Raw genomic sequence first — 23112 nt, 5'->3', positions numbered from 1 at the left:
CCTATTCATCTTCCAGAATGGCTGGAATCGTAATCTTCACGACGGTGCCTTCCTCCAGCTCGCTTTCCACCTTCACACCGTATTCGGGACCGAAATACAGCTGAATCCGCTCATGAACATTGCGCAGGCCGACGCCTGAGCCTTTCTCGCTTTTGACGGAACCGTTCATAATGTTCTTGAGCGTTTCTTCGGACATGCCGACCCCGTTGTCCCGAACCTGAAGCACGATGGTATCCTTGAATTTCCTTGCGGAGATGTGAATATGCCCCTCGTCCACCATGTATTCGATGCCATGATAGAGCGCATTCTCGACGAACGGCTGAAGAATGAGCTTCAGCGTCTTGTAAGCCAACACTTCTTCGTCGGCCTCGATGCTGTAATCGAACTTGTCCTTATACCTCATCTTCTGGATGATCAAATAGTTCCGGATATGCTCGATCTCATCCCCGATGGTAATGATGCTCTTGCCTTTGCTGAGCGAAATCCGAAAAAACTTCGATAACGAAGTAATCGTCGTGACGACTTCATCATTCTTCCCGGTACCGACCATCCGGACCACCGAATTGAGCGTGTTGTACAGGAAGTGCGGATTGATTTGAGACTGCAGCACCTCGAGCTCGTTCTTCCGCTTGATCTCCTGCTCTTGAATGTTCTGGTCCATCAGCTCGCGCACCCGGGACACCATGAGATTGAAGCGGCGTGACAGCTGCTCCACTTCATCGGCGCCGCGAACATGGATGTACGTGTCGAAGTGGCCCTTCTCGACCATTTCCATCGATTTCTTGAGCCGTTTGATAGGCTGGGAGATGCGGGCCGACATGAAGGAGGAGATGAGCAAAATGAAAATAAGAACAATGACGAGCAGCCAAATCATGAACGTGCTGATTTCTTTGCGCGTCGTGATCATCTCATCGAGGTAGGACACGCCGATAATTTTCCACCCGATATTGTTCACGGTTCGAACGACATTCAGCCGGGACTCGCCTTCGCTCACGTCCATATATTTGCCGTAGGAGAATTTGAGCGCCTGCTCCACATTCTCATATTTCAGGCCGATATAGATCAGCTGCTGCTGCGGATGGTACACAATGTTGCCGGCGGAGTCGTCGATAATATAGACATAGCCTTTCTTGCCCAGCGACACCGTGCGGAAGACGTCATCCAGCGTTTTGAAATTGACGTCGACGAGCAGCACCGCATCCTGCCATGTGCCGTTCCTTTCGATCGATACCCCTTTGCTCATGGAGACGACCCAGCGGTACGGGTCCTTGAACAAGTTCTGAATATGCGGCAGCGAGAAGGAAAGATGATTCGGGTTATCGAGTGCGGACCTGAACCAGGATTGCTCTAGCAGCCGTGTGTTTTTCCGCATTTCGGCGTTATGAATGCCCGTAATCATCGTCCCGTCAGCCGCAAACAAGTTAATGGACACGATGTCTTCACGCGTGCTGGCGATCGTCTCCAGCTGCTCGCTCAGCTTGTCCGACGGCACGCCATGGCTGTTCGCGATTTTGGCGTCGACGACCTCGAAGGTATCCGCCATGCCCTTGATGTAATTTTCCAGGTTAAACTGCACCTGTTCGACGATTTGTTGTGTATTCAGAAACGCGCTTTCTTCCGCCGTACGCGAGAATTTGTTGTACAGGACCAGCGAGATGATGAGCATGACGGTCACGGTAATGAAAATAAAAGACATCGTAATCGCGAACTGGATGCTCTTCACTCTCATCGTGTCCAGCAGCACAACATACAAGGACCTGAACAGCGCTTTCACTTTTCGTATCAAACTGACACCCCCGTTCCATTCCTGCGCTACCCTTTGGTGCTGTTATTGCGGTATTCCTTCGGAGAGACGCCGACATTCTTACGGAAGGAGAAGCTGAAATAGTTGGCGTCGGCGTAGCCCACCTTCTCGGCAATTTCCAGCGCCTTCATATCTGTCGTGCGCAGCAGCTCTTTGGCCGCCTCCATCCGGATATGGTTCAAATAGTTCACGAACGTCATCTTCGTCTCTTTCTTGAAAATCGAGCTGAAATACCCGGCGCTGATATGCAAGTGCCCGCACACCTTGTTAATCGTAATATCGCCCTCATGATAGTGAGCTTTCGTATAATCCTTGGCCATCTCCACGAGATTTCTATATGTGCTTTGGCGGTCCGTAGCAATATGATTCATCATGGAGAGACACAGCTCGGCAAGCCAGTGCTTGGCCTCCTCAAGCGAGGTGAATTTGTTGATCTCCGTGAATGGAATGAAGTTGTCGCCGAACACCTCGTCCACGTTCAGGTTGGAGTCCTTCGCCGCCTTCAAGATGCAGGTGAGAATTTCAAGCAAATAGATCTGATAATCCTTCACGGAGCCGGCTCCTTCAATCCCGTGGAAAAGCTCGTCGATCGTCTCGCGAATCTCCACATTCGTCCCGACCTTAATGCAGCGGGTCAAGGCATGCTCTTTCACATCGTCGAACCGGATCTTCTCAATGCTGCGCTTCTCCACGTCATCGATCGATATGATCCGGTTGTTGCCCAGAATCAGCCGGTAATCCAGCGCCAGCACGGCATCCTCATACGAATAGCTGATCTTGGAGATATCCTGCATCACCGTTCCGATGCCGACCGTCAACGTGAGCTTCAAATATTTCTCGACGTTCAACCGGATTTCTTCCAGCACCTTCATCGTTTCCTGCAGGGCCTTCTCCCGCTCGCTGCTCTCCCTCACGGCCAATACGACCACTTGGTCATTATGCATGAAAACGAGCCCAAGCCCGCGCTTCTCGGCGATCTCCTCCGTAATGTTTAACAGGGCGAAATATTTCAGCGCCTGATCCTCCGAGTATTGCAGCGAGACGGATTTGGACAGCTCGCCCCGGTTCTCCGGATCCACCTCGGGGATCAGCACGGCGTCAATGCTCATCACCGCAGCGACATAGCAGTTCCCGTTCAGTTCGATCCCGTAATTGGCCGCTTTCTCATACACTTCATCGCGCGGAAGCTTCCGGTTCATGAGCGTAGCCAAGAAATTCTCCTTCAGCACAGGCATGCTCTTCCGGTAATGCTCCATCAGCAGTTGAACGTTCTTCCGGTGCTCGACTTCCTCCTGAATGTGGCCTTTCACTTTCAGCAGCGCATTAATCAGCTCCTGCGCGGAGAACGGCTTCAGCACATATTCGTCAATGTGCAGCTTGATCGCTCGCTGCGCGTATTCGAACTCGTCGTGCCCGGTGAGGATGATCAGCTTGATCGTCGGGTACCGTTCACGGACCGCTTCAGCCAGCTGAAGGCCGTTCATGAACGGCATCTGGATGTCCGTCACGACCACATCCGGGAGCAGCCGCTCCACAAGCTCCAGCGCTTCCCTGCCGTTCTCCGCTTTGTCGATCACCTCGAAGCCGATGGCTTCCCAATCCACTTCGCGGACGACACCTTCTCTGACATCCTCTTCGTCATCCACCAACAGCAACTTATACATGGAAATCCCCCTTATTTATTTACAAATAAAACACTTACTTGTCAGTCTGCAAGGTATTCAACCACATTGTACTCACTGCCTATCGAATACACAACAGCAGCCGAGGTTATCGAAGGAAGTCGTGGTAAATTTACCCTAGGGTCTGTTAAAATGAGAAGGGACAGCCATTATGTATTCTTTGACATATTAGTTAACGACATTAATCGTTTGGGAGGAACCGCCGTTGGATTTCGCACAGCTGGGACGCATGGCTTCACGAATCAAGGAGAATGTAGGCAAAGTCATTGTAGGGAAAGACGATACGATCGAGCTGATGGTCATCGCGCTCATCGCTTCCGGCCATGTGCTGCTGGAGGACGTGCCCGGCACCGGCAAAACACAGCTCGCCAAGGCGCTGGCCCGTTCGCTCGACGGCACGATGAAGCGCATTCAATTCACGCCCGATCTGCTGCCTTCGGATGTTAGCGGCATTAACTTTTACAACCAGAAGCTGGCGGAGTTCGAATTCCGCCCGGGCCCGCTGTTCGCCCACATCGTGCTCGCCGATGAGATAAACCGGGCGACGCCGCGTACGCAATCCGCGCTGCTGGAATCCATGGAGGAGCGCCAGGTAAGCATCGACGGGGAAACGCACGCGCTCGAAGCGCCGTTCCTCGTGATCGCGACACAGAACCCCGTCGAGAATCAGGGGACGTTCCCGCTCCCGGAAGCGCAGCTTGACCGCTTCCTGATGAAGCTCTCCCTCGGCTACCCGGCCGCCGCCGAGCAGGTCCAGATCTTGAAGCGCTACCGGCAGCAGGACCCGCTCGAGGCGCTGCAGCCGGCCGTCAGCCGCGCGGAGCTGCTGGAAGCGCAGCGCTTGTTCCCGCAGGTGCGCGTCAACGACGAGCTGCTGCAGTACATCGTGCAGCTGGCGGAAGCGACGCGCACGCATGCCGATGCGGCGCTCGGCGTCTCGCCGCGCGGCATCCGCGCCTTGATGAAATCGGCGCAGGTACTCGCCGCGCTGCGCGGCCGCGATTACGTGCTGCCGGACGACATCAAGGCGCTGGCGCAGCCCGTCTGGGCGCACCGCATCTTGCTGCGGACGCGGTCGCGGCAGCAGGATCAGCAGGTGCAAGCACTGCTGGCAGGCGTTCTCGCCGCGACCCCCGTGCCTACGGAAGTGAAGCTGGGGTAAGCCCATGAGCATCGCATGGATTGTGCTCATTGCCGCCCTCCTCTTCCTTGTGCAGCATGCAGTCTTCGCTCGTTTGGGGTTCCGCGGCCTTACGATCGGGCGAACATTCAGCCAGAAGCACGCACATGCCGGGGACCGCATCGAAATGATTGAAACGATCGTGAACCGCAAGCTGGCCCCGATCCCGTGGCTGCGCTTGGAGTCCACCATCCACGCCGGTCTGCATTTCGCGAGAATGAGCAATCTCGCGGTCAGCAGCGGCGAGATTTTCCAGAATCACCGCAGCCTCTTCTCTTTGATGCCTTATACCCGCATCGTCAGGCGGCACCAGGTCGTCTGCGGGAAGCGAGGCTGGTATAAACTTGAAACCGTTTCCGCTTCCATCGGAGATCTCGCCGGCGTTCAAGCCGCCACGAAGAGCCAGCGGGTAGCGCTGGAGCTTCTCGTCTACCCCCGTCTCGTCAGCCGGGAGGAGATCCCGCTGCCGTCCAGCCGCTGGCAGGGAGACGTTACCGTGAAGCGCTGGATCATGCCCGATCCGTTCCTCGTCTCCGGTGTGCGGGAGTACCGTTATGGGGATACGATGAACAGCATCCATTGGAAAGCGACCGCACGCAGCCAGCGGCTGCAGGTGTACAATCGGGAGTTCACGGCGGACCCGAGGCTGCTTATCGTCGTGAATACGCAGATTACGCCGACCATGTGGGATGCGGTCAGCGATCCGGAACTCGTCGAGAAAGGCTTGTCCTACGCCGCCACGCTGGCGGAATACGCGGTAAGCCAAGGCGTGCCCGCAGGCTTCGGCTACAACGGATCGCTGCAGGACCAGCCCGGCGTGCCCGTGTATGTAGCTCCGGCTGGCGGGTATCCGCATCTGGCCTACATCTTTGAAACGATGGCTAAAGCTGCGGTTTCCTGCACCCGCTCTTGTGCGGACTACCTTGACGGGTGGGTCGAGCGGGAAGGAAGCGCCATGGACATCGTTCTGCTGACGGCTTTCGTATCGGAGGCCATCGAAGCCAGCATCCAGCAGCTGGAGGCCTCGGGACATTCCGTCTTCATCGTTCCCTTGCGGCATGAGCTGCTAAACTTGCACGACACGGAGGGAGGTTCCCGGGATGACGGCACCGCTTCAAGAGCAAGCACGGCAGGCTAGCCTGGAGACATGGCTGCGCGCTTTCGGGTTATCATGGCTGTTCGCCTTCATCGAGCTGATCTTATTCGCGCCGCTGGTCGTGCTTGCGCACGCTTATTTGTCCGAGACGTCCATCTGGCTGTTCGCTCTGCAGCTTCTGCTATGCTATGTAGCAGGACGCTTGCTTGGGGGCATTCGCTGGCTTTCCCGCACGCTCTATGAGCTTACCGGAAGCCTATTAACCGGATGGGCTGCGGCCTCGCTCTTCCAAGGCAGCGGTTGGCACAGCTGGGCATGCGCCGCTATCGGGCTGCTTCTCGCCTTTCGCGGGATACGCTGCTCGAAGTTCGGCTGGAACGCTTTATTCCCTCCCGCCGGATATTTGACGGCCGGCTTGCTGTATGTCATCGCTGTTCCGGTGATGGGACGTCTCACCTTATTTCATCCGTATATGGGCTGGTTGAACGGACTTGGCTTCGTCTCGATGGTCATCTTCTTCTGCGCTACGCATCATGCCCGGCTGCTCGCAGCGACATTAGCCGGAGACGAACAGACAGCCGCGTCATCGCTATCCCGGACCGTGAAACGCTCCAGCCGCATATGGTTAATGACCTTACTTATGATCATCGCTTTCGTCGGGTACTTCCAGCAGGTTCGTCATGCTCTAGGTTCCTGGCTGCGGGCTGCGATCGCATGGGTACTCGGTCTGCTGCAGTCCGATCCGCCGCCGGATGCGCCGCCCGAGCCTAACCCTACGGCGATGCCGCCGCTGCTGCCGCCCGCTTCCCCGAAGGAACCGAGCTGGCTTGATACGCTGTTCCACTATGTGCAAGTGGTGTTCGGGTACCTCATTGTGATAGCCGTCGTCCTGCTTGCCGTCTATCTCATTGTCTCGAAACTGGCACCTGCCCTGCGTAAGCTTCTCATGCGTCTGATGAAACGATCGGTCGGCAGCGGACATCCGGATGGCTCCGATGGTTACATCGATGAGAAGGAAGCACTGGTGGATTGGAGAGAGCTGCCGCGTTACTGGCTGCGCAATAGGAAGCTCGGCCGGGAACGGGGACAGGCGAAGAAATGGTCGCATCTGCCGAACAACCGGGAGCGCGTCCGTTACTTGTACCGGCTGCTCATTGAACGGGCCGCGCAAAGCGGATATTCGTACAATCGCGCCTTAACGCCGAACGAAACGGAACAAGATCTCGCCGGCCGACAGCTGCCGGCCGACACCGTTCACGCCATCACGTCTGCCTATAACGAGGTTCGGTACGGGGAGTCCGATATCACTGACCGTAAGCTCGATGAAGTGCTGCAGTCGATCGAGCCTAAACTTCGCAATCACCTCAAATAGGCGCTTTGTAAACCACGAAGAGGCTGTGCAGCACCCGACTGCATGGCCTCTTGCACTTTTTTATGAGAAATCGTCACATTTCGTCCCGCCGCCGCATATGCATAATTGTTTGAATACAATTGATGAGGTGGTTTTGAGATGTTAGCATTAAAAACTAGCTGTGAAAGACAAGAAGTCGTTCAAACCCTGAATGACATGGGCTTGGATCAAATCGCAAGATGGATCATGGTACTGCCAGAAGACCGTTGGGAAAGCATGTTTCTATCGACATGGCCAACACTTGCGAAAAAATGCGGCTACAACAGGTAGGCTGCTTTTACATAAACATATGACACGACCTACTTGGCCTTTCGTCTCTTTGCGCTTCATGCAAAGAGCGTTTTTTTTATTTATTTTGCAGATTGGCGGTGAACCATCTGTGCATAATTGTAACGGAATTATGACAGCATTTACGCTTAAATCGTATTTGGCGTGTCGTTCAAACGCTTTCATGCAGGATTATCGCAATATGCGGGCGAAATACAAGGAAATTGCATGTTCACGAAGGAGGGACAGGTTGTGAAGCACGTCACTGTCAAAGATCTAGTCGAGCGCTTCTCGCTCGAAGTCCTGGCCGGACATTCCGAGCTGCATCGCCCGATTACCAAAACCAAAGCGCATCGCCCTGGCCTGGAGTTCGTCGGTTATTTCGAATATTTCCCGCAAGCTCACGTCCAGCTGCTCGGCCGCAAAGAAATTACGTATTTGCATAAATTGAGCGAAAATGAACGCAATCTGCATATCGGCAATATTGTCAAATATCATCCTCCTTGCTTCGTCGTCACCAGAAATCAAGAAGGCTTGAAATATTTAACGAAATATTGCGAGGAAGAGCGCATTCCGCTTCTGCGCACAGCTGCCGCCACAAGCAAATTTCAGGATCTGGTCGATTTGTTCTTGAGCAAGTCGCTCGCCCAGGAAATCGCAGTTCACGGTGTTTGCGTCAACGTTTCGGGCATCGGCATTTTGCTGCGCGGGAAGTCCGGGGTCGGCAAGAGCGAAACCGCCCACACGCTGATTCGCCGAGGGCACCGTTTGGTAGCCGATGATATTGTCGTTTTGAAAAAAATCAGCCCGGAGACGCTGCTCGGCACGCATAACGGGAAAACGAAGGAATTCCTGGCGCTTCGCAGCATCGGGTTGATTAACGTCTCGCGCCTCTACGGGCGCAAAGCGTTCCAGGACGAAACGCGCATTGTGCTCGACATCGAGCTGACCAAATGGCAGGAACATGCGCTTAATAATGATTTGGAGCTGGAGCCTTCTTATACCGAGTATATGGATATCAAAATTCCGCATATCGAAATCCAGCTGCAGCCGGGACGGGATGTGGCCGGATTGGTTGAGGCGGCGGCCAACTCTTGGTATTTGCGCCAGCAGGGCTATAGTGCGGCAGAGGAATTCATGCAGCGCTTGCAGAGCGATTAGCTGGGCGGGCTTCGAGCTTAACGCTCGCGAATGCTGAGCAATGGGTTGCTGCGCCGGCGGCTCAGGGCAGCCTTGGGGCGGGGCTTCGGCTGGACGCCTCTTATCGGCACTCTCCCGTCGGCTCAGGGCCGGCTGGTCCCCACTTATCCGCACTCTCCCGTCGGCTCAGAACGTGTCGCCACTACTAATGAAAAAAGCAGCCTAGCGGCTGCTTCTTTCATTTCGCTTTCTCCCTTGTCCCCCAAGTCGGTGTGCTGATCCGAATCGTAAGCTCTTCGCCATCCTCTTCCTCCAGCTTCCGATAGGCTCTTTCTTGCCATAGCTGGTATAGGTACAGCATGAACGAAAGCCCCGTCATGATCAGAAAGACGTGGTACTTCCTTGCATTCACCAGCTCCCATATGCCCATACGTTCTGCAATCGGAATCCCGACATAAGAAAAAAACAAGTCTAGCGCAAGATTAACGACGACATACAACCAGATTCGTCCAAATGTAAAGTGACATACCCACATCATACCAACCATGAAAACCCCAAAGGTAAATGACACACCTGTCACATACCCCCATGGGACAATCGAAGTTTTGATCTCCCACCATTTATACCTGTAAGCAATCTCAGAAACAATCGTCAGCAAAAGCGCCGCGAGAATAGATACAGGCATGTATCTGTAGATGCTGTTCCGCTTCATGACAAACAAGGATAACCACGGCAGAACGAGTGCTATCCACCCTAACCACTTGTTGAGCAAGCGATTTCCTCCTTCCGGGTTTAACTTTGTTTCTACCTTAACCCATTACCTAACCGATTATGCATGGCTCCATACGAACATCCCCATCCCTCATACCGTCTCAAAACAACCTTCTTGACCGAAAGCTGTTAATGGAGGTGTTTCACATGTTAATGCGCAAAAAATTGCCCTTTTTCATCGTCACCGTTACGCTGATCGCTTTAGCGCTATGCGGCTGGACAGCCTATGCGGCAACTTCACCCGACTCTCCCCTTTCAACTTCGGTCAAAGGCACTCTCAAATCCTTGAACTCGGATGCCGTCACCGTGGTTACTGAAAATGGAGATCAAACGGTTCCTTTGGCTAAATCAGTTTGGGTTTATCGCAATGACCAGAAGGCTCAGCTGTCCGATTTGAAAGCAGGAGACCAGATTGAAATAATAGTCAACAGCAAGCATCAGGCGGCTTATGTCAAAGCGGCGTCTGCCGCTGCGGTGGCCGTACCGTCGCCGTCTCCATCGGCCGTGCCTGCATCTGCGCAGCCTGAGCCGACTCCAACGCCCGTGCCTTCTCCGCAAGCCTCGGCGCAACCGTCGGCAGCAGCGCAACCGTCGGCAGCGCCATCGCCGAAACCGGCTCAACTTCCGGGTACCGCCCTTATTCCCGGTTTGGAGGACATCGACTTGAATGTCGACGGGAAGCATTTCAAGCTCCATATCAAACAATCCAAGGAACCGGGCGGCACGACGTACGATCTCAACGTGAAGCCTGACGGTGCGGGGATGATTCATCTCAAAGGCGAAGAAGCCGCGCAATGGATTCAGATGCTTCTCGCTTCCATCGATCTTCGTTCGGAAGGAGCCGAGTCGCGGATTGCCGCTCTGCTTGCGCAGCAGTACAACCTGGATGCCAGCAAGCTGAATGTCCATATGAAAACCAAATGGGGGCAGCAGCAACAGCAGGTTCAGCAGCAAGTTCAACAGCAGGCTCCGAAGCACGATGACGATGATGAAGATGAAGATGAGGATGACAACGATCAAGACCGCAATAGCGAGCGGAAGGTAGAAGCGAAAGAGTCGCAGTCTGGGCCCAAAAACGGTAAAGACCACAACGCCAATAAACAGCGCGGCAATGACGATCACAAAGCAAACGAGAAAGCGCGCGGTAACGACCGCGATTAAAAAAATGCAGCTCCCTAGCCATGAAAATGGCTTGGGAACTGCATTTTTTTTGTTCCTTTGCTCGCGCGCAGCACAGCTAACGGACACCACGTCCGTTATTCCCGCCAAAACCGCCCCGTTATCGCTCTAACGGACACACGGGACCCTATTTTGCCGTTTCCACGGCAAAATCACCCTCCCACCGGCGAATAGCGGCACCTGTGTCCGTTACATTTCCGCAGCGGCCGATATTCGCCGAATAAGTGCCGCTGTGTCCGTTAGCCGGCGGTCCGGCCCCTCGCCGAGCCATCCGGCCAGCAACTGCAAGGCCGATGCTTCCGTTCGCCGGCAGCGAGCCTCTTCTCGCGCCGCCTCGCCTCTCAGTCGCGCAGCGCCACCTGAGCCTCACCGCACAGCCCGCTCACGCCACGCCCGCGCGCAGCGACTAGCACTAGTCGTCCTTCTTACCTTTGCCGCGCCCTGGCTTCGCGCCCTTCTCGGGTTTCGCCTCTTTGTCCCCCTTCTCCGGCTTCTTAGGGTCCTCCGAGGAGATGGACGAGGCTGCTTCACGCCCTACAATCGGCATATCGAACGGCACAACCGGAGCTTGCGCCAGCGCCCGACTCATCATCTCCCGGAACAGAACGGCCGGCACCGCACCTCCGGAAGTCGTCAAATAATGCTCCTTGTCGGTACGGTCATACCCGACCCACACGGCCGCCGTCAGCTCCGGCGTATAGCCTACGAACCAGGCATCCTTCGCACTCCCGCTGCTGATGCCCTCGAATTCCTTCGTCTGCGGCAGCTGCGTGGTGCCTGATTTCCCCGCAACCGGACGATTCATCGCCGCATTCTTCCCTGTTCCCTGCTGCACCGCCACTTGCAGCATGGAGGTCATGGCATAGGCCGTCTCAGGCTTCATGACCGGGACACTCGCCGGAGCGGCTTGGACGAGCAAGTGCCCGTCGCCGGTCTCGATTTTCGAGATCGTATGCGCTTCGTGGAGATTGCCCTTGGCGGCAAAAGCACTGAACGCTTGCGCCATCTGCAGCGGCGACACGCCCTCGGACAAGCCGCCCAGCGCGATGCCGAGCTGCCGGTCTTGAGCGGGCAGCTGGATGCCCAGCGACTTGGCAAATTGGAGGCCCTGATCGATGCCGATTTCATGTAGGAGCCATACGGCCGGGACGTTCCACGACGACACGACGGCTTCCTGCATCGTCACCTGCCCCCGCGTCTGATGATCCCAATCCTGAGGCTGGTATCCCTCAATGTTGAGCGGTCCGTCATACAAAGTCGAGAACGGCGTGTACCCTCGCTCCAGAGCGGGACCATAGACGGCAATCGGCTTAAAGGAAGAGCCGGGCTGACGCTTCAACTGCGTCGCGTGGCTGAATCCGCGGAACACGCTCTCCCCTCTTCCGCCGGCCAAAGCGCGGATCCCGCCGGTTCGCTGATCGACGACCGCCGCTCCGCTTTGAATGAGCTGATCCGGCTTGCTTGCAGGGAACAAGCTGTCGTCCTTATACACCTCCGTTACCGCGTTCTGCACGGCGGGATCGAGCTCGGTCGTAATGCGCAAGCCGCCCGTGAGCAGCTGTTCTTCCGTAAAGCCATACAAGCGAACGGCTTCACTAATAACCGCACTCACATAAGCGGGATATCTGCCCTTGAGGTCGTCCGTCTTATCCGACCTGACAACGCCTAGCGGGCTCGCCTTGGCTTGCTCGTAAACCTCCGGCGTAATTTTGCCCTCGTCGCGCATCAGCACAAGCACGGTGTTCCTGCGCTCCAGCGCCTGCGCTTCGTCTTGGAATGGGGAGTACCGGCTCGGCGCCTTCGGTAATGCGGCAAGCACGGCGGCTTCGGGCAGGGTCAGATCCTGTACATTTTTATGAAAATACGTCTTGGACGCCCCCTGCACCCCCCAACTGCCTTCCCCGAAATAAATGCTGTTGAGGTACATCTCCAAGATTTCGTCTTTGCTATACGACGTATCGATTCTGATCGCATAAGCGGCTTCACGCAGCTTGCGGCTGAGCGTTTTATCGGCGTTAAGAAAAAGGTTCTTGGCCAGCTGCTGCGTAATCGTGCTCGCACCCTCCGAGTAGCCGCCCCGCACCACATCGCGTGCCACTGCGCGCATAATGGATTGGAGGTCGATGCCTGTATGCGAATAAAACCGCCGGTCCTCCACCGCCACAATGGCATCTGTCAATACCTTCGGCATCTGGGATATCGGGACGGGATCGACCTTCGAAGAGGAGAGCTGCGCCGCCGCTTTGCCGTTCTTGTCGAGCACGAGCGTAGCCTCCGGGAGCGGCTGATTTAATTTGGATACGTCAAGTCCGCGAATATACGAGTAGCAGGACGCCACTACGACTATTCCCCCGGCAAGCAGCGTGCCACAAGAGACCAGCCAGAACTTTTTGTTTCTCCATAAACGTTTAACCATCTAAACTTCCCCCTTACATTCGCTTATAGGTATTCGTTGAATGCCAGGAGTAAGTGACGCATGGGGAGAGCCATTTCATGTCAATTTTGTGAGGCTGATAAAAAAATAAAAAACACCTCCCCCTAAGGGAAGGTGTCTTGCACAAATTAAGCGATCGACGTCGGAGCTCCGAACACGGACGTATAGCCGCTGATTCCGCTCAGGATTCGCTCGGCCTCCTCATTCGTCATCGAACCATACCGCTCCACCGCCTCGACGATTTTGGGGAACAAATGAATATCCCCCGCACTGGCGAACCCGCTGAGCCCCGGGAACGACAAAACAAAATGCACGCAAGCATCAATGACCTGCTGTTGATCGAACGGCTCGTACCACGTTGCGTACGTACGATCCTGTCCCTCCGCCCACGGCGCCTTCGCGATCGCCTTAATGACGCGAACCGCCGCCTGCTGCTTGCCCGCCTCTTCCATCAAGGCGTCGAACGCTTCTCGGTACTCCGGCAAGCTGTACATATAGTAATTCAGCGGCAGCAGAACCGTAGCGAACGGATAGCGGCGCAGCGCCTCCAAATGAACGGCCGGTGCATCATGCCCATGGCCGGTAATGCCGATTTCCTTCACGATGCCTTCCGCCTTCGCTTCCAAAGCGGCTTCCAGAGCGCCGCCTTTCTCCGTACAACGGTCCAGCTCCTCCATCGAGCCTACGGCATGAAGCTGAAGCAAGTCGACCGAGCTCACCTGCATGCGCTCCAAGGAGCGGTAGATCTCTTCTTTCGCAGCCTGCTTCGATCTAAGTCCTGTCTTCGTAGCGAGGAAAATATCGTCCCTCACCCGGCTGATCGTCGGTCCCATACGCAGTTCGGCATCGCCGTAGGAGGCCGCTGTGTCAAAATGGTTCACACCATGCTGCAGCGCATAAGCGATGGAGGCGTCGGCCTCTTCCTGTGTCACATTCCCAAGACTTGCTGCGCCAAACATAACGACTGAGCTTTCGTAATTCAAACGACCTATGGTACGTTGTAACATGAATGAATCGCTCCTTCCGTATGGTTCTTGCACCCTTTTACCATATCACTTCAGGAACCCGTGTACAATCTCCTCCCCTCCTATGCATAAAAAAAAGCCCTTGGTTGCCGGCCAGCCGACTGGCGCCCAAGAGTCTAATAGGGATTAATAGGTTGCTCCCTGCAGAAACTTCACTCGTTCCCCCATAGGTGGAATCTCATTTCCGTCTACAATCACTTCAACGACAACCGGACCTCCGTGAGCCAGCCATTCTTGCACGTTCTGAGGTTGAAGCTCGTCCAGCGATGTAATCTCTACACTACGCAGACCGAGCGAGCTCGCAATCCCTGCGATGCTAATCCGCTGCTGCGAGAAGTCATCCAGGCACCGTTTGTACTGCAGCATATGTCCATGGTATACCATGCCCAAGCGGGCGTTGTTGATGACGACGAAAACAATCGGAAGCTGATACTCCTTAGCCGTCAATACTTCCATCCCGTGCATGAAAAAGCATCCGTCGCCCGTTATGCAAATCGTAGGCCTGTCCGGCTCGGCCAGCTTCGCCCCGATCACTCCGCCCAGGCCTGAGCCCATACCGCCGAAATTGATGTCGATATCGAATTGTTGGCCGCTCTCGATGAGCAGGTTCTGGATGGAGTACGTCATGAACTCGCCGATATCAAGGAAGAACCGCGCATTCTTCGGTGCGGCAGCGCCAAGCCCGCGAATAGCCGCCCGCGTGTTCCATTTCTCCTCGACCGCTGCGCCCGCCGCAGCTTCGGCTAACCCGGCATAAGCATCGCTGACAGCTGCTTCATCCTTCTGTCCTTCGTCCGACAGCTGTTCAAGCAGCTCCGCGATGACCGCCTTGATTTCCCCATGAACCGGGTAATGAGTCTCATACACTTTGCCCAGCTCACGGCTATCGTAATCGATGTGCACGAGCTCGCGATTCGCGGTCAAACGCGGCTCCCAATTGCTCGTCGCCAGCTCGCCCAAGCTCGAGCCAATGATCAGCAGCACTTCGTGATTGCCGCCATTTAAATATTCGCTCGCCTTAATATTCGCGGAGAGTCCGTATACCCCCAAGGACAGCGGATGCTCCTCCGGGAAAGCGCCCTTGCCCCTCGGTGTCGTCGCTACGCCCCAGCCTAACGCCTCAGCGAACGGCACGACCAAGTCCGCCGCTGCTTTAGCCCCGCTGCCGAGCAGAATAGCTCCGGACGAACCTGCCGCCTTCAACCGCTGCGCAGCCGCGCTGACTGCAGCCCAATCCGTCGCCCGCTGCTCGATGGGCGGAAGCACCGGCAGCTCTCTTGCGCCGATCTCCGTCATCTGAATATCTATCGGAATCGCCAAATGCACCGGTCCCGGCACACCGCTAATGGCCGTATGGAACGCCTCCGCCATAATCTCAGGCAGCGCCTCAGGATTCAGAACGGTACGGCTCATCTTCGTAATCGAAGCGAAGATCGGCTCCGCATACAGCTCCTGCGCGCCTCCCTTGCCCAGCTTCGTAGAAGGCACCGAGCCTGTGATGAAAATAACAGGTAGCTTCTGTTTCCAAGCGTTGGCCGCCGGCGTCACCAAATTCGTCGCTCCCGGACCGCTGGAAGCTACGCACAAGGAAGGAATGCCGGTAATGCGTGTGTAGGCCCCTGCCATGTACCCGGAGCTGTTCTCATGCTTGGCTACGATCGGCTTAAGCTCAGGAATATCCAGAAGGGCATCATAAATAGCATTGATAGAGCCCGCCGGAATACCGAATACATATTTCACACCCTGCTGTACTAGAAATCTCAATGCTAGTTCAATTGCCCGCATTCTCGTTACTCCTTTCCCGTAGGTAAAGTAAATTTAAATACCGAACCTTGGCCTTCGCTGCTGTCGAACCAGATGCGGCCGCCGTGCAGCTCGATGAGCTGTTTGGAAATGGCCAGCCCTAAGCCGGTGCCGTTGATTTGATTATTAGCCTGATAAAATTTCGTGAAAATGTTCTTCTGCTTCTCGAACGGAATGCCGATCCCGTTATCGTGCACTTCGACCGTGAGCAGGTTGTCCTCGAACTTCGTTTTGATGGTAATGACGCCTAGCGGCGGCGTAAACTTGATCGCGTTCGAGAGGAGGTTCAACAGGATCTGCAGAATGCGCTGCTTATCGACTCGGACGACACTGTCCGTATCCGCATCCGTTTCTACAATGAGAACGAGCTTCTTCTTGTTAATGAGCGACTGCACGATCTCGACGGACTCCTTCACAATATCATTGAAGTCCGCCTCCGTGTACATCAGCTCGAACTTGCCGTTCTCCATTTTCGCGAAATCGAGAAGCTCGTTCACTTGATCGAGCAGACGGTCGATCGATTTGGCGGCTATATCCAACAGATCCTTCTGGGACTCATTGAGATCGCCGAGAATCCCTTTGCCCAGAATATCGACGGAACCCTTAACCGCTGTAATCGGCGTGCGAAGCTCATGGGACAGCGTTGCGATGAAGTCGCTCTTCAGCTCGTTCAGATGCTCCAGCTCCCGAACCAGCCCCTCCAGTTTGAAATTAGCATGCTGCAGCTCAATCGAACGCTCATGAACGGAATGATCCAGCTTCTCCGTATGCTGGGCGTTGGATAGGGCGGTTGCCGTCGCATCGGAGATCGATTGGCAGAATTCCAGAATGCTCGCTTCATATTTCCGCTGCTTGCCGATGGACGGAATTGCTACGACTCCGTATACCGAGCCTTTGGCCACGAGCGGGAAGACCATGATGCTTCTGATGTCAAAAGAGACGAAAGCCTTATGATTCGGCCGTGGATCCGCATAGACATCCTCGATAGCGGCCGCTTTTTTCTCCGTGATGACTTCATACAACAGCCGGTCGTTCTCAATCGTCAGCTTCACTTCGCGATGCTTCACTTTCCACTCGTCCATCGTGACATTCTCGGAAGAGAGCTGGTAAGGCTCGATCGTATGCTCTTTCTCATTGTACAAATGAATACCGATGTCTTTCGATCCGCTAGCTTTGCGCATATAATGAAAGAAAGTGTTCAATACATCCTTAACGGATAGAGATTCCGATAACGCCTTCGTGGCGTCAAGCAGAAGCTGCTGCTTCTCCATGAGCAGTTGACGCTGCTCAAACATGCGAATATTGCGAATCGCGACACTGGCCATGTTCACGAACGCTTCCGTCACTTCCATCTGCTCTTGCGTAATATTCATCGGCTTACCGAAATCGTGAACGAACACGAGGCCGAACACCTCATTATCGACAATGACCGGAATACCGAGAATCGATTTAATCTTAAGCAGCTGCCGCTTCGACTGATCCAGTCTCAAATCCACACTCGTATCTGAAATATAGTCGCTGGCCTGATTGCGCAAAATGTCTCGGACAAACTCATCTTCCTTCGGATCAATCAGCAATTCCGTGATATCGACAGGCAGCTTATTGCCTTTGTCCCCCTTGAACGTGCCGTCGGGCTGTTTGAGGAAGAAGCCGACCAGATCGGCCTGGGTGATTTCCCCGGCTATGGCGTCTACGAATACCTGCAAGATTTCTGACAGCTCAAACTGCGAATTGATGACCTTCGTCATCTGAAACAACTTCTGAAAGCTCATAAGTTCCATGACCATGTTTCACCCATTCTCCTTTAATTAGCGTATCTTTATTTGATGTCTTCCGCTGTTTTTCGCTCCGAGAAGTGCTGAATCCGCTTGTGTGATCATTTGCTCAAAACAGGTAGGATCGAAATTGTTCGCAAGTCCTATGCTGACCGAAAATTCTTGGGATTTACTAGGCGCAAGACTGACCTTCAAGCAATCGACCTCTTTCACGATGCTGTCAGCAATCTCCATCGCGTTCGAATCTTTGTGCAAGAGCACCAAAAACTCATCCCCGCCGTATCGAAAAGCCAGGTCGTGCTCGCTGGAAATCTTAGCCTGTATGATCGAGGCAACCTCACGCAGCACCTGATCGCCGACCAAGTGGCCCAAATTATCGTTAATGTCCTTGAAATAGTCCATATCGACCATCATCGCAGCGTGGAATTGCTTCTTCCCTTCCCTCATCATGGCGATTGTCATATCCAAGTAAGCCCGGTTGTATAGACCAGTCAGCGCATCCACATAGACCAGCTTGGCGAGCTGCTTATTGTCTTTCTTGAGGTTCTTCACCTGGGCCTTCTGGTGCAGGGCGATTTCAACTTTGCGTTCCAACACATCAAGGTCGAAGGGCTTCGTCAAATAATCGACGGCACCGAGCCGCAAGCCATGCAAAATATCTTCTTTCTGGGCGTTCGCCGATAAGAAGATGATCGGTATGTCGAAATCCGCTTCCGCCATTAACTGCCGGCAAATTTCAAAGCCTGTAATCTCCGGCATCATCACATCGAGCAAAATCAAATCCGGCATTAGATCTCTGACCATCGATAGCGCTTCTTTGCCGTCTTCAACCGTGAAAATTTCGTAGTGCAGCGAATTTAGAAAGATACGAAGAATATTAAGATTATGCGGCTCATCATCGATGATCAGAATACGTCCGTTCATTGATTATCCCATCTTTCATTTCAATAATAGTTGTTTGGAAAACTAATCATTCATTTGCATTTGCTCATCGATGATGCTCAGAAATATCCGCACTAGATCCTCGTCAAACTGTTTGCCCGCATGAATGAGCAGTTGCTCTCTTACCTCATGAACATGAAGCGAATTCCGATACACTCTCGTCGATGTCATCGCATCGAACGCATCCGCGATACACACAATCCGCACGAGATAAGGAATATCCTCCCCAACCAATTGGTCCGGATAGCCACGGCCATCCATGCGTTCGTGATGCCACCTGACCATCGGCAGAAGATGCTCGACCTCCGGCAGTTCCTTCAGCAGCTCATGTCCGATTACGGGATGCTGGCGGATTACGCGAAACTCATCGTCTGAAAGGCGGCCCGGCTTCATCAGGATGTGATCGGGAATGGCCAGCTTCCCAATATCGTGGAGCAGCGCTCCCAGCTTCAATGTTTCCAGTTCCACCTCGCTGACGCCGGCTTTGGCTCCTAGCAGAGTAGAATAGAAAGCCACATTGTAGCAGTGGTCCACTGTAAAACTATCTTTGACCCTAAGCGTGTTGAAAAGGCTCTCGTAGGCTTGCTGCTTCAGCACTTGCTTGCGGAACTGAATCTTCTTGATCAATTGCTCCATATGCAGCCTGATCAGATTGCACAGATGCAATTGCTCGTCTTTCAACATCGTATTCGAAGGAAAGGAGAACAAGAGAGCGCCGTAAGAAGAACCGTGTTTTATATGAAATCCATATATGCAGGCATATCTGGATTGAAGAAGATGTTCTTTCATTGTCCCGCTCGCCTCATCCATTGACAATCGCATTCCGTCGGGCGACAGGGAAAAAAACTGCGTTTGGAGAACTATGTATTTAAGATGCTCCATGACCGCTGTACTAATATTCACCGAATAAGCCGCTGGGGTAAGCTGATACTTATCATCCATTAGAAAAAGAGAGATATGTTCACAGCCAATTGATTTCTTGGCGATATCATTCAGTTGGCCGATCGATTCGAAGATGGAATCAGAATTGATTACATTCTTGAAAAACAATGAATTCTGCATAGATGTACCTCTTATTCTTATCAAGTAGACTACCCCAACTATTTAATTAGTACTAGTTCTTCTTATTAAGGACAATCTCCTCTATTATACTTAATAATTTCCAATATTTTAATATTTTTTTACTTTAATAGTTATAATTACACATAAACTCCGTCTTTTCGCGCGCCGTTCCCGTCGATTCGTGTCAACGCGTTTCATTCGCCCGATTTCCGGGGTAAATATCGCCCGACACAATCTGACATCATCCTCTTATTTTATAATTAAACAGGTATAGTGTGAAAGTCATCTTAGTATGGTAATGTATGGCTATACGATAGAAAAGAAGGTAGTGGCATATATGAAGATTTATATCGCTTTCATTCGAGGTATTAACGTTGGCGGCAAAAACATCATTAAAATGGCGGATTTGCGGAAAGCTCTGGAGCAGACTGGCCTGCAGCGCGTTCAGACCTATATTCAAAGCGGCAATGTCCTGTTCGCATCTGCCGAGGATGAAGACCAACTGCGTAAGAAGATCGAAGACACAATCAACGCAGCCTTTCACATCCCTGCAGCCGTCATGCTAAGAACCGCCGATGAGCTGAGAACCAGCTTCGCGAATTGTCCGTTCTCCGAGTCGGAGATTGCCGAAGCGGAGTCCTTGTCCGACGCCGAGAGCCTCTATATCGCTTTCATGCCTGATGAGCCTTCAAGCGCAAGCTTGGCGAAGCTGGAAGCGTACCGAACGGACAACGACCAGTTCCGCGTTCAAGGCCGAGAGCTCGTCCTGCTGTATCGACACAGCGTCCTGAAATCCAAGCTCGCCAATAATCTGACGAAGCTGGATGTGCCTGTAACCGTGCGAAATTGGCGAACGTTAACGAAACTCGTAGCGTTAGCCAATGCCATGGAGGAACCGGAAAAATAAAAAAAAGCGTAATCTGTCAGTATCTCTACTGATCGGATTATGCTTCTTGTCGATCGGGACGACACGATTTGAACATGCGACCCCCTGCTCCCAAAGCAGGTGCTCTACCAAGCTGAGCTACGTCCCGGAACTGCTATGTATAAGTGCAAAACATAAATGGCGCGCTCTGAGAGATTCGAACTCCCGACCTTTTGATTCGTAGTCAAATGCTCTATCCAGCTGAGCTAAGAGCGCTAATTCATGGAGCGGAAGACGGGGATCGAACCCGCGACCCTCGCCTTGGCAAGGCGATGCTCTACCGCTGAGCCACTTCCGCATACGTTCCCGAAGTTGTTACCGGGCGGCGTTTGGTTCCGCTCGTTTTAGGGACAAGTAGTAATATAACAGGATTCTTTACAAAAAGCAAATCATTTTGGCACTTTTTTTTCACCAATTTTTTCCTTGATTGATTCGATAGTTGCCCATTGGAGGAGTTGACTGCATTGCCCCCCTTTTTCGATCCTAGCATCCCGCGGGAGTTCATTATCGAGGAACGGCTGGCCGTTTATACGCAGCATGATTTTCATACGCATGTCTCTCTTGAGATCAGCATTGCTCTCGACAGCTCGATGAAATACCCGATGGGCGATCAATGGTACTATGCGGATCCCGGCGATGTGTTTCTGCTCCGCCCTTTTGAGCCGCACTGGAATTTAATCCGGGAAGAGGGTAAGCCCGGCCGTTGGATCATGCTGCTCTTCTCACCGGAGTACATTTCCTTCATGCCCAAGGGAGACAGCCTGCTTGTTCCCTTCTATACGAAGAACGCCTCTCAGGTCATTCCTGCTGCCTCACCGTACGCCAGATGCATCGTGCGGCTGGCCCAGGAAGCACTGCTGGAGAAGGAGCACGCACAGCCAGGCTGGGACATCCAGTTGAAGACGCTCTTAATTCAGATTTTAGTTCAAATCCAACGGTACTATGCAGCCGTTTCCCTGGAACAATCGTCGGAATCAGGAGCGCTAACAGGGATCATTGCCGCTATCGAACATATCATGACCCATTGGGCGGAGGAGCTGGACATGGATGATCTCATCGAGCGGGCCGCGTTGAAGAAAACCTGGTTCTACACCAAGTTCAGAGAAGTAACCGGAATGTCTCCTCACGAATTTATCATCAGTCTCCGCCTTCAATACGCGGCACATATGCTGCTGTATACACAGGATACCATTACAGATATTGCCCTGCACTGCGGATTCGGCTCCTCCAGCTATTTCAATAAAGTGTTCAAAGAAAACCGAGGTCTGACGCCTAGTACGTACCGGAAGTCAAAGCCGTTAAGCTAACGCCGCCAGTCTAACCCCGCTTGTAACCCGACAAGAGAACGCGATCCTCAAGCAGCTTGCCTGTTTGCGCATACCGGCAGTTCGCCGCTGCCGCTTGGAACGCATAGGCGCGCCTAGGCTTATCCGTATGATTCTTCTTGCTGTGGTGAAGCGTCTCCCGGTGAAAGAATACCGCGTCGCCAGGCGCAAGCGGCAGGCACGGAGCGCCATTCTCGGGCTCTGAGGCGCGTCTATGGCCCGGTTCCGTATTCATGTTGGGTAATCGGCCTAACAGATGCGAGCCGGGAGCCAGCCATAAGCCCGCGTTGTCCTGCGTGATCTCATCCAGTGCAACGAATCCGTTGAGCATGTGACCCAGAATATGCGTGTACTGATTATCCTGATGCCATTCCAGCCCGTTGCCTTGGGGAGCCACAACCGCGTACATGCCCATCCATAGCTTCACTTGGTCCCCTAGAATTTGCTCTAACACGCTGACAATCGCCGGATTCGTCAAGAAGGCCGTCGTCTCCGGGTACACCTCCTGCTCCTTGGCGATATCGATGATGCTTCTGCTCTTCCACTCGCCGGTTCCGCCTTCATTGGCAAACGCGGCATTCTCCCTGTTGATAGCCTCCACTGCCGCTTGATTCAGAAAACCTCGAGCATAAAAGTAACCTTCCCGATAAAATTGCTCAATCATCTCTTGGGTTAGTACGAAATTCGTCATCTCCGTTGTCATCGCGCTCAGCCTCCCTACCGTTTCGATTTCATTGTACTTGGAACGGTGCCGAGCGGGCTTGCATTTCGCTGTGCCATTATTAGCAATTTTGTTCACTAGTGCAAAATAGAAAAAGAGCAGCAACGATATAATCGTTACTGCTCCTAATAAGATGCGCGTAGAGGGACTTGAACCCCCACGGTCGCCCGCTAGATCCTAAGTCTAGTGCGTCTGCCAATTCCGCCATACGCGCTTATGAAAGACAAAAATGGTGAGTCATGTAGGATTCGAACCTACGACACCCTGATTAAAAGTCAGGTGCTCTACCAACTGAGCTAATGACTCGCAATCATTGGTTGCGGGGGCAGGATTTGAACCTGCGGCCTTCGGGTTATGAGCCCGACGAGCTACCGGGCTGCTCCACCCCGCGTCATTGTAGGCTAATACTCTCTATAAACACCCCAAATGGGGTCTGCTTGGCGACGTTCTACTCTCCCAGAACCCTGCGGTTCAAGTACCATCGACGCTGGAGGGCTTAACGGTCGTGTTCGAGATGGGAACGCGTGGGTCCCCTCCGCCATCATCACCAAACAGTCAAAGCGTGTTTGC

The 23112-nt window shown here is 53.6% G+C and carries 19 protein-coding genes, 6 tRNA genes and 1 rRNA gene; 8 read left to right on the top strand and 18 right to left on the bottom strand.

The window, feature by feature from the left end; all coding sequences use genetic code 11:
- Position 1 precedes the first annotated feature (1 nt).
- Both PUT07_RS34355 and PUT07_RS34350 read right to left on the bottom strand, forming a co-directional pair.
- The gene (locus PUT07_RS34355) at positions 2-1729 is read right to left on the bottom strand and encodes a cache domain-containing sensor histidine kinase (RefSeq protein WP_274473373.1); all 1728 of its coding nucleotides are present in this window, start codon (positions 1727-1729) and stop codon (positions 2-4) included.
- Between the two features lie 83 nt (positions 1730-1812).
- Positions 1813-3468 carry a response regulator gene (locus PUT07_RS34350; RefSeq protein WP_274473338.1) on the bottom strand — a complete coding sequence of 552 codons (1656 nt, stop codon included), beginning with the start codon at positions 3466-3468 and terminating at the stop codon, positions 1813-1815.
- Positions 3469-3715: 247 nt separating this feature from the next.
- Here PUT07_RS34350 and PUT07_RS34345 point away from each other — a divergent pair, with 247 nt between their 5' ends.
- From PUT07_RS34345 to hprK, 5 genes are all read left to right on the top strand, one after another.
- Complete coding sequence (locus tag PUT07_RS34345; protein ID WP_274473372.1) at positions 3716-4648, top strand: AAA family ATPase; 933 nt, start codon at positions 3716-3718, stop codon at positions 4646-4648.
- Positions 4649-4652: 4 nt separating this feature from the next.
- Positions 4653-5804 (top strand): DUF58 domain-containing protein, encoded by a 1152-nt coding sequence (locus tag PUT07_RS34340; RefSeq protein WP_274473337.1) that lies wholly within the window; start codon positions 4653-4655, stop codon positions 5802-5804.
- The gene (locus PUT07_RS34335) at positions 5767-7134 is read left to right on the top strand and encodes a DUF4129 domain-containing protein (protein ID WP_274473336.1); all 1368 of its coding nucleotides are present in this window, start codon (positions 5767-5769) and stop codon (positions 7132-7134) included. Before PUT07_RS34340 ends, PUT07_RS34335 begins: the two co-directional genes overlap by 38 nt.
- A gap of 138 nt (positions 7135-7272) precedes the next feature.
- Positions 7273-7443 (top strand): hypothetical protein, encoded by a 171-nt coding sequence (locus PUT07_RS34330; protein ID WP_274473334.1) that lies wholly within the window; start codon positions 7273-7275, stop codon positions 7441-7443.
- A 249-nt stretch (positions 7444-7692) separates the two neighbouring features.
- Positions 7693-8601 carry an HPr(Ser) kinase/phosphatase gene (hprK, locus tag PUT07_RS34325; protein WP_274473333.1) on the top strand — a complete coding sequence of 303 codons (909 nt, stop codon included), beginning with the start codon at positions 7693-7695 and terminating at the stop codon, positions 8599-8601.
- Positions 8602-8818: 217 nt separating this feature from the next.
- On the opposite strand, the gene PUT07_RS34320 is transcribed toward hprK, so the two are convergent.
- A complete protein-coding gene (locus PUT07_RS34320) occupies positions 8819-9352 on the bottom strand; it encodes a hypothetical protein (protein ID WP_274473332.1) in 534 nt (177 codons plus the stop codon).
- A gap of 146 nt (positions 9353-9498) precedes the next feature.
- Between PUT07_RS34320 and PUT07_RS34315 the strand changes: the two genes are divergently transcribed.
- A complete protein-coding gene (locus PUT07_RS34315; protein WP_274473331.1) occupies positions 9499-10512 on the top strand; it encodes a hypothetical protein in 1014 nt (337 codons plus the stop codon).
- Between the two features lie 145 nt (positions 10513-10657).
- Here PUT07_RS34315 and PUT07_RS34310 read toward each other — a convergent pair whose 3' ends face one another.
- The 7 genes from PUT07_RS34310 to PUT07_RS34280 all read right to left on the bottom strand — a co-directional run bounded on the left by PUT07_RS34310 (position 10658) and on the right by PUT07_RS34280 (position 19571).
- Positions 10658-10900, bottom strand: a complete 243-nt coding sequence (locus PUT07_RS34310) for a hypothetical protein (RefSeq protein ID WP_274473329.1) — start codon at positions 10898-10900, stop codon at positions 10658-10660.
- Positions 10901-10942: 42 nt separating this feature from the next.
- Entirely contained in the window at positions 10943-12946 is a 2004-nt protein-coding gene (locus tag PUT07_RS34305; RefSeq protein ID WP_274473328.1) for a transglycosylase domain-containing protein, read from the bottom strand.
- A gap of 146 nt (positions 12947-13092) precedes the next feature.
- On the bottom strand, positions 13093-13971 hold the full coding sequence (locus PUT07_RS34300) for an aldo/keto reductase (protein WP_274473327.1): 879 nt from the start codon (positions 13969-13971) through the stop codon (positions 13093-13095).
- A 144-nt stretch (positions 13972-14115) separates the two neighbouring features.
- Positions 14116-15774 (bottom strand): thiamine pyrophosphate-binding protein, encoded by a 1659-nt coding sequence (locus PUT07_RS34295; protein WP_274473326.1) that lies wholly within the window; start codon positions 15772-15774, stop codon positions 14116-14118.
- Positions 15775-15779: 5 nt separating this feature from the next.
- Complete coding sequence (locus PUT07_RS34290; RefSeq protein ID WP_274473325.1) at positions 15780-17579, bottom strand: GAF domain-containing sensor histidine kinase; 1800 nt, start codon at positions 17577-17579, stop codon at positions 15780-15782.
- A 21-nt stretch (positions 17580-17600) separates the two neighbouring features.
- On the bottom strand, positions 17601-18491 hold the full coding sequence (locus PUT07_RS34285; RefSeq protein ID WP_274473324.1) for a GGDEF domain-containing response regulator: 891 nt from the start codon (positions 18489-18491) through the stop codon (positions 17601-17603).
- 42 nt (positions 18492-18533) lie between these two features.
- On the bottom strand, positions 18534-19571 hold the full coding sequence (locus PUT07_RS34280) for an HD-GYP domain-containing protein (RefSeq protein WP_274473323.1): 1038 nt from the start codon (positions 19569-19571) through the stop codon (positions 18534-18536).
- Positions 19572-19908: 337 nt separating this feature from the next.
- On the opposite strand from PUT07_RS34280, the gene PUT07_RS34275 reads away from it, so the two are divergent.
- Positions 19909-20478, top strand: coding sequence for a DUF1697 domain-containing protein (locus PUT07_RS34275; RefSeq protein ID WP_274473322.1), 570 nt, complete (start codon positions 19909-19911; stop codon positions 20476-20478).
- 53 nt (positions 20479-20531) lie between these two features.
- Here PUT07_RS34275 and PUT07_RS34270 read toward each other — a convergent pair.
- From PUT07_RS34270 to PUT07_RS34260, 3 genes are all read right to left on the bottom strand, one after another.
- A tRNA-Pro gene (locus PUT07_RS34270) sits at positions 20532-20605 on the bottom strand.
- A gap of 30 nt (positions 20606-20635) precedes the next feature.
- Positions 20636-20712: transfer RNA gene (locus PUT07_RS34265), tRNA-Arg, on the bottom strand.
- Positions 20713-20719: 7 nt separating this feature from the next.
- A tRNA-Gly gene (locus tag PUT07_RS34260) sits at positions 20720-20794 on the bottom strand.
- Between the two features lie 166 nt (positions 20795-20960).
- Here PUT07_RS34260 and PUT07_RS34255 point away from each other — a divergent pair.
- Positions 20961-21803, top strand: a complete 843-nt coding sequence (locus PUT07_RS34255; RefSeq protein ID WP_274473321.1) for an AraC family transcriptional regulator — start codon at positions 20961-20963, stop codon at positions 21801-21803.
- 10 nt (positions 21804-21813) lie between these two features.
- Here the strand turns inward: PUT07_RS34255 and PUT07_RS34250 are convergent, their stop codons facing one another.
- From PUT07_RS34250 to rrf, 5 genes are all read right to left on the bottom strand, one after another.
- Entirely contained in the window at positions 21814-22524 is a 711-nt protein-coding gene (locus PUT07_RS34250; RefSeq protein ID WP_274473320.1) for a phytanoyl-CoA dioxygenase family protein, read from the bottom strand.
- Between the two features lie 152 nt (positions 22525-22676).
- A tRNA-Leu gene (locus tag PUT07_RS34245) sits at positions 22677-22756 on the bottom strand.
- Positions 22757-22772: 16 nt separating this feature from the next.
- Positions 22773-22848: transfer RNA gene (locus PUT07_RS34240), tRNA-Lys, on the bottom strand.
- A gap of 8 nt (positions 22849-22856) precedes the next feature.
- Positions 22857-22933 (bottom strand) — tRNA-Met (locus PUT07_RS34235).
- A 44-nt stretch (positions 22934-22977) separates the two neighbouring features.
- Positions 22978-23094 (bottom strand): 5S ribosomal RNA (gene rrf / locus PUT07_RS34230).
- Between the last annotated feature and the right edge of the window lie 18 nt (positions 23095-23112).

Origin of the sequence: Paenibacillus sp. MAHUQ-63 (genome assembly GCF_028765165.1) — a bacterium.
In the GTDB taxonomy this organism is placed as follows: Bacteria; Bacillota; Bacilli; order Paenibacillales; family NBRC-103111; genus Paenibacillus_E.
This window is presented reverse-complemented; position numbering and strand designations above follow the sequence as displayed.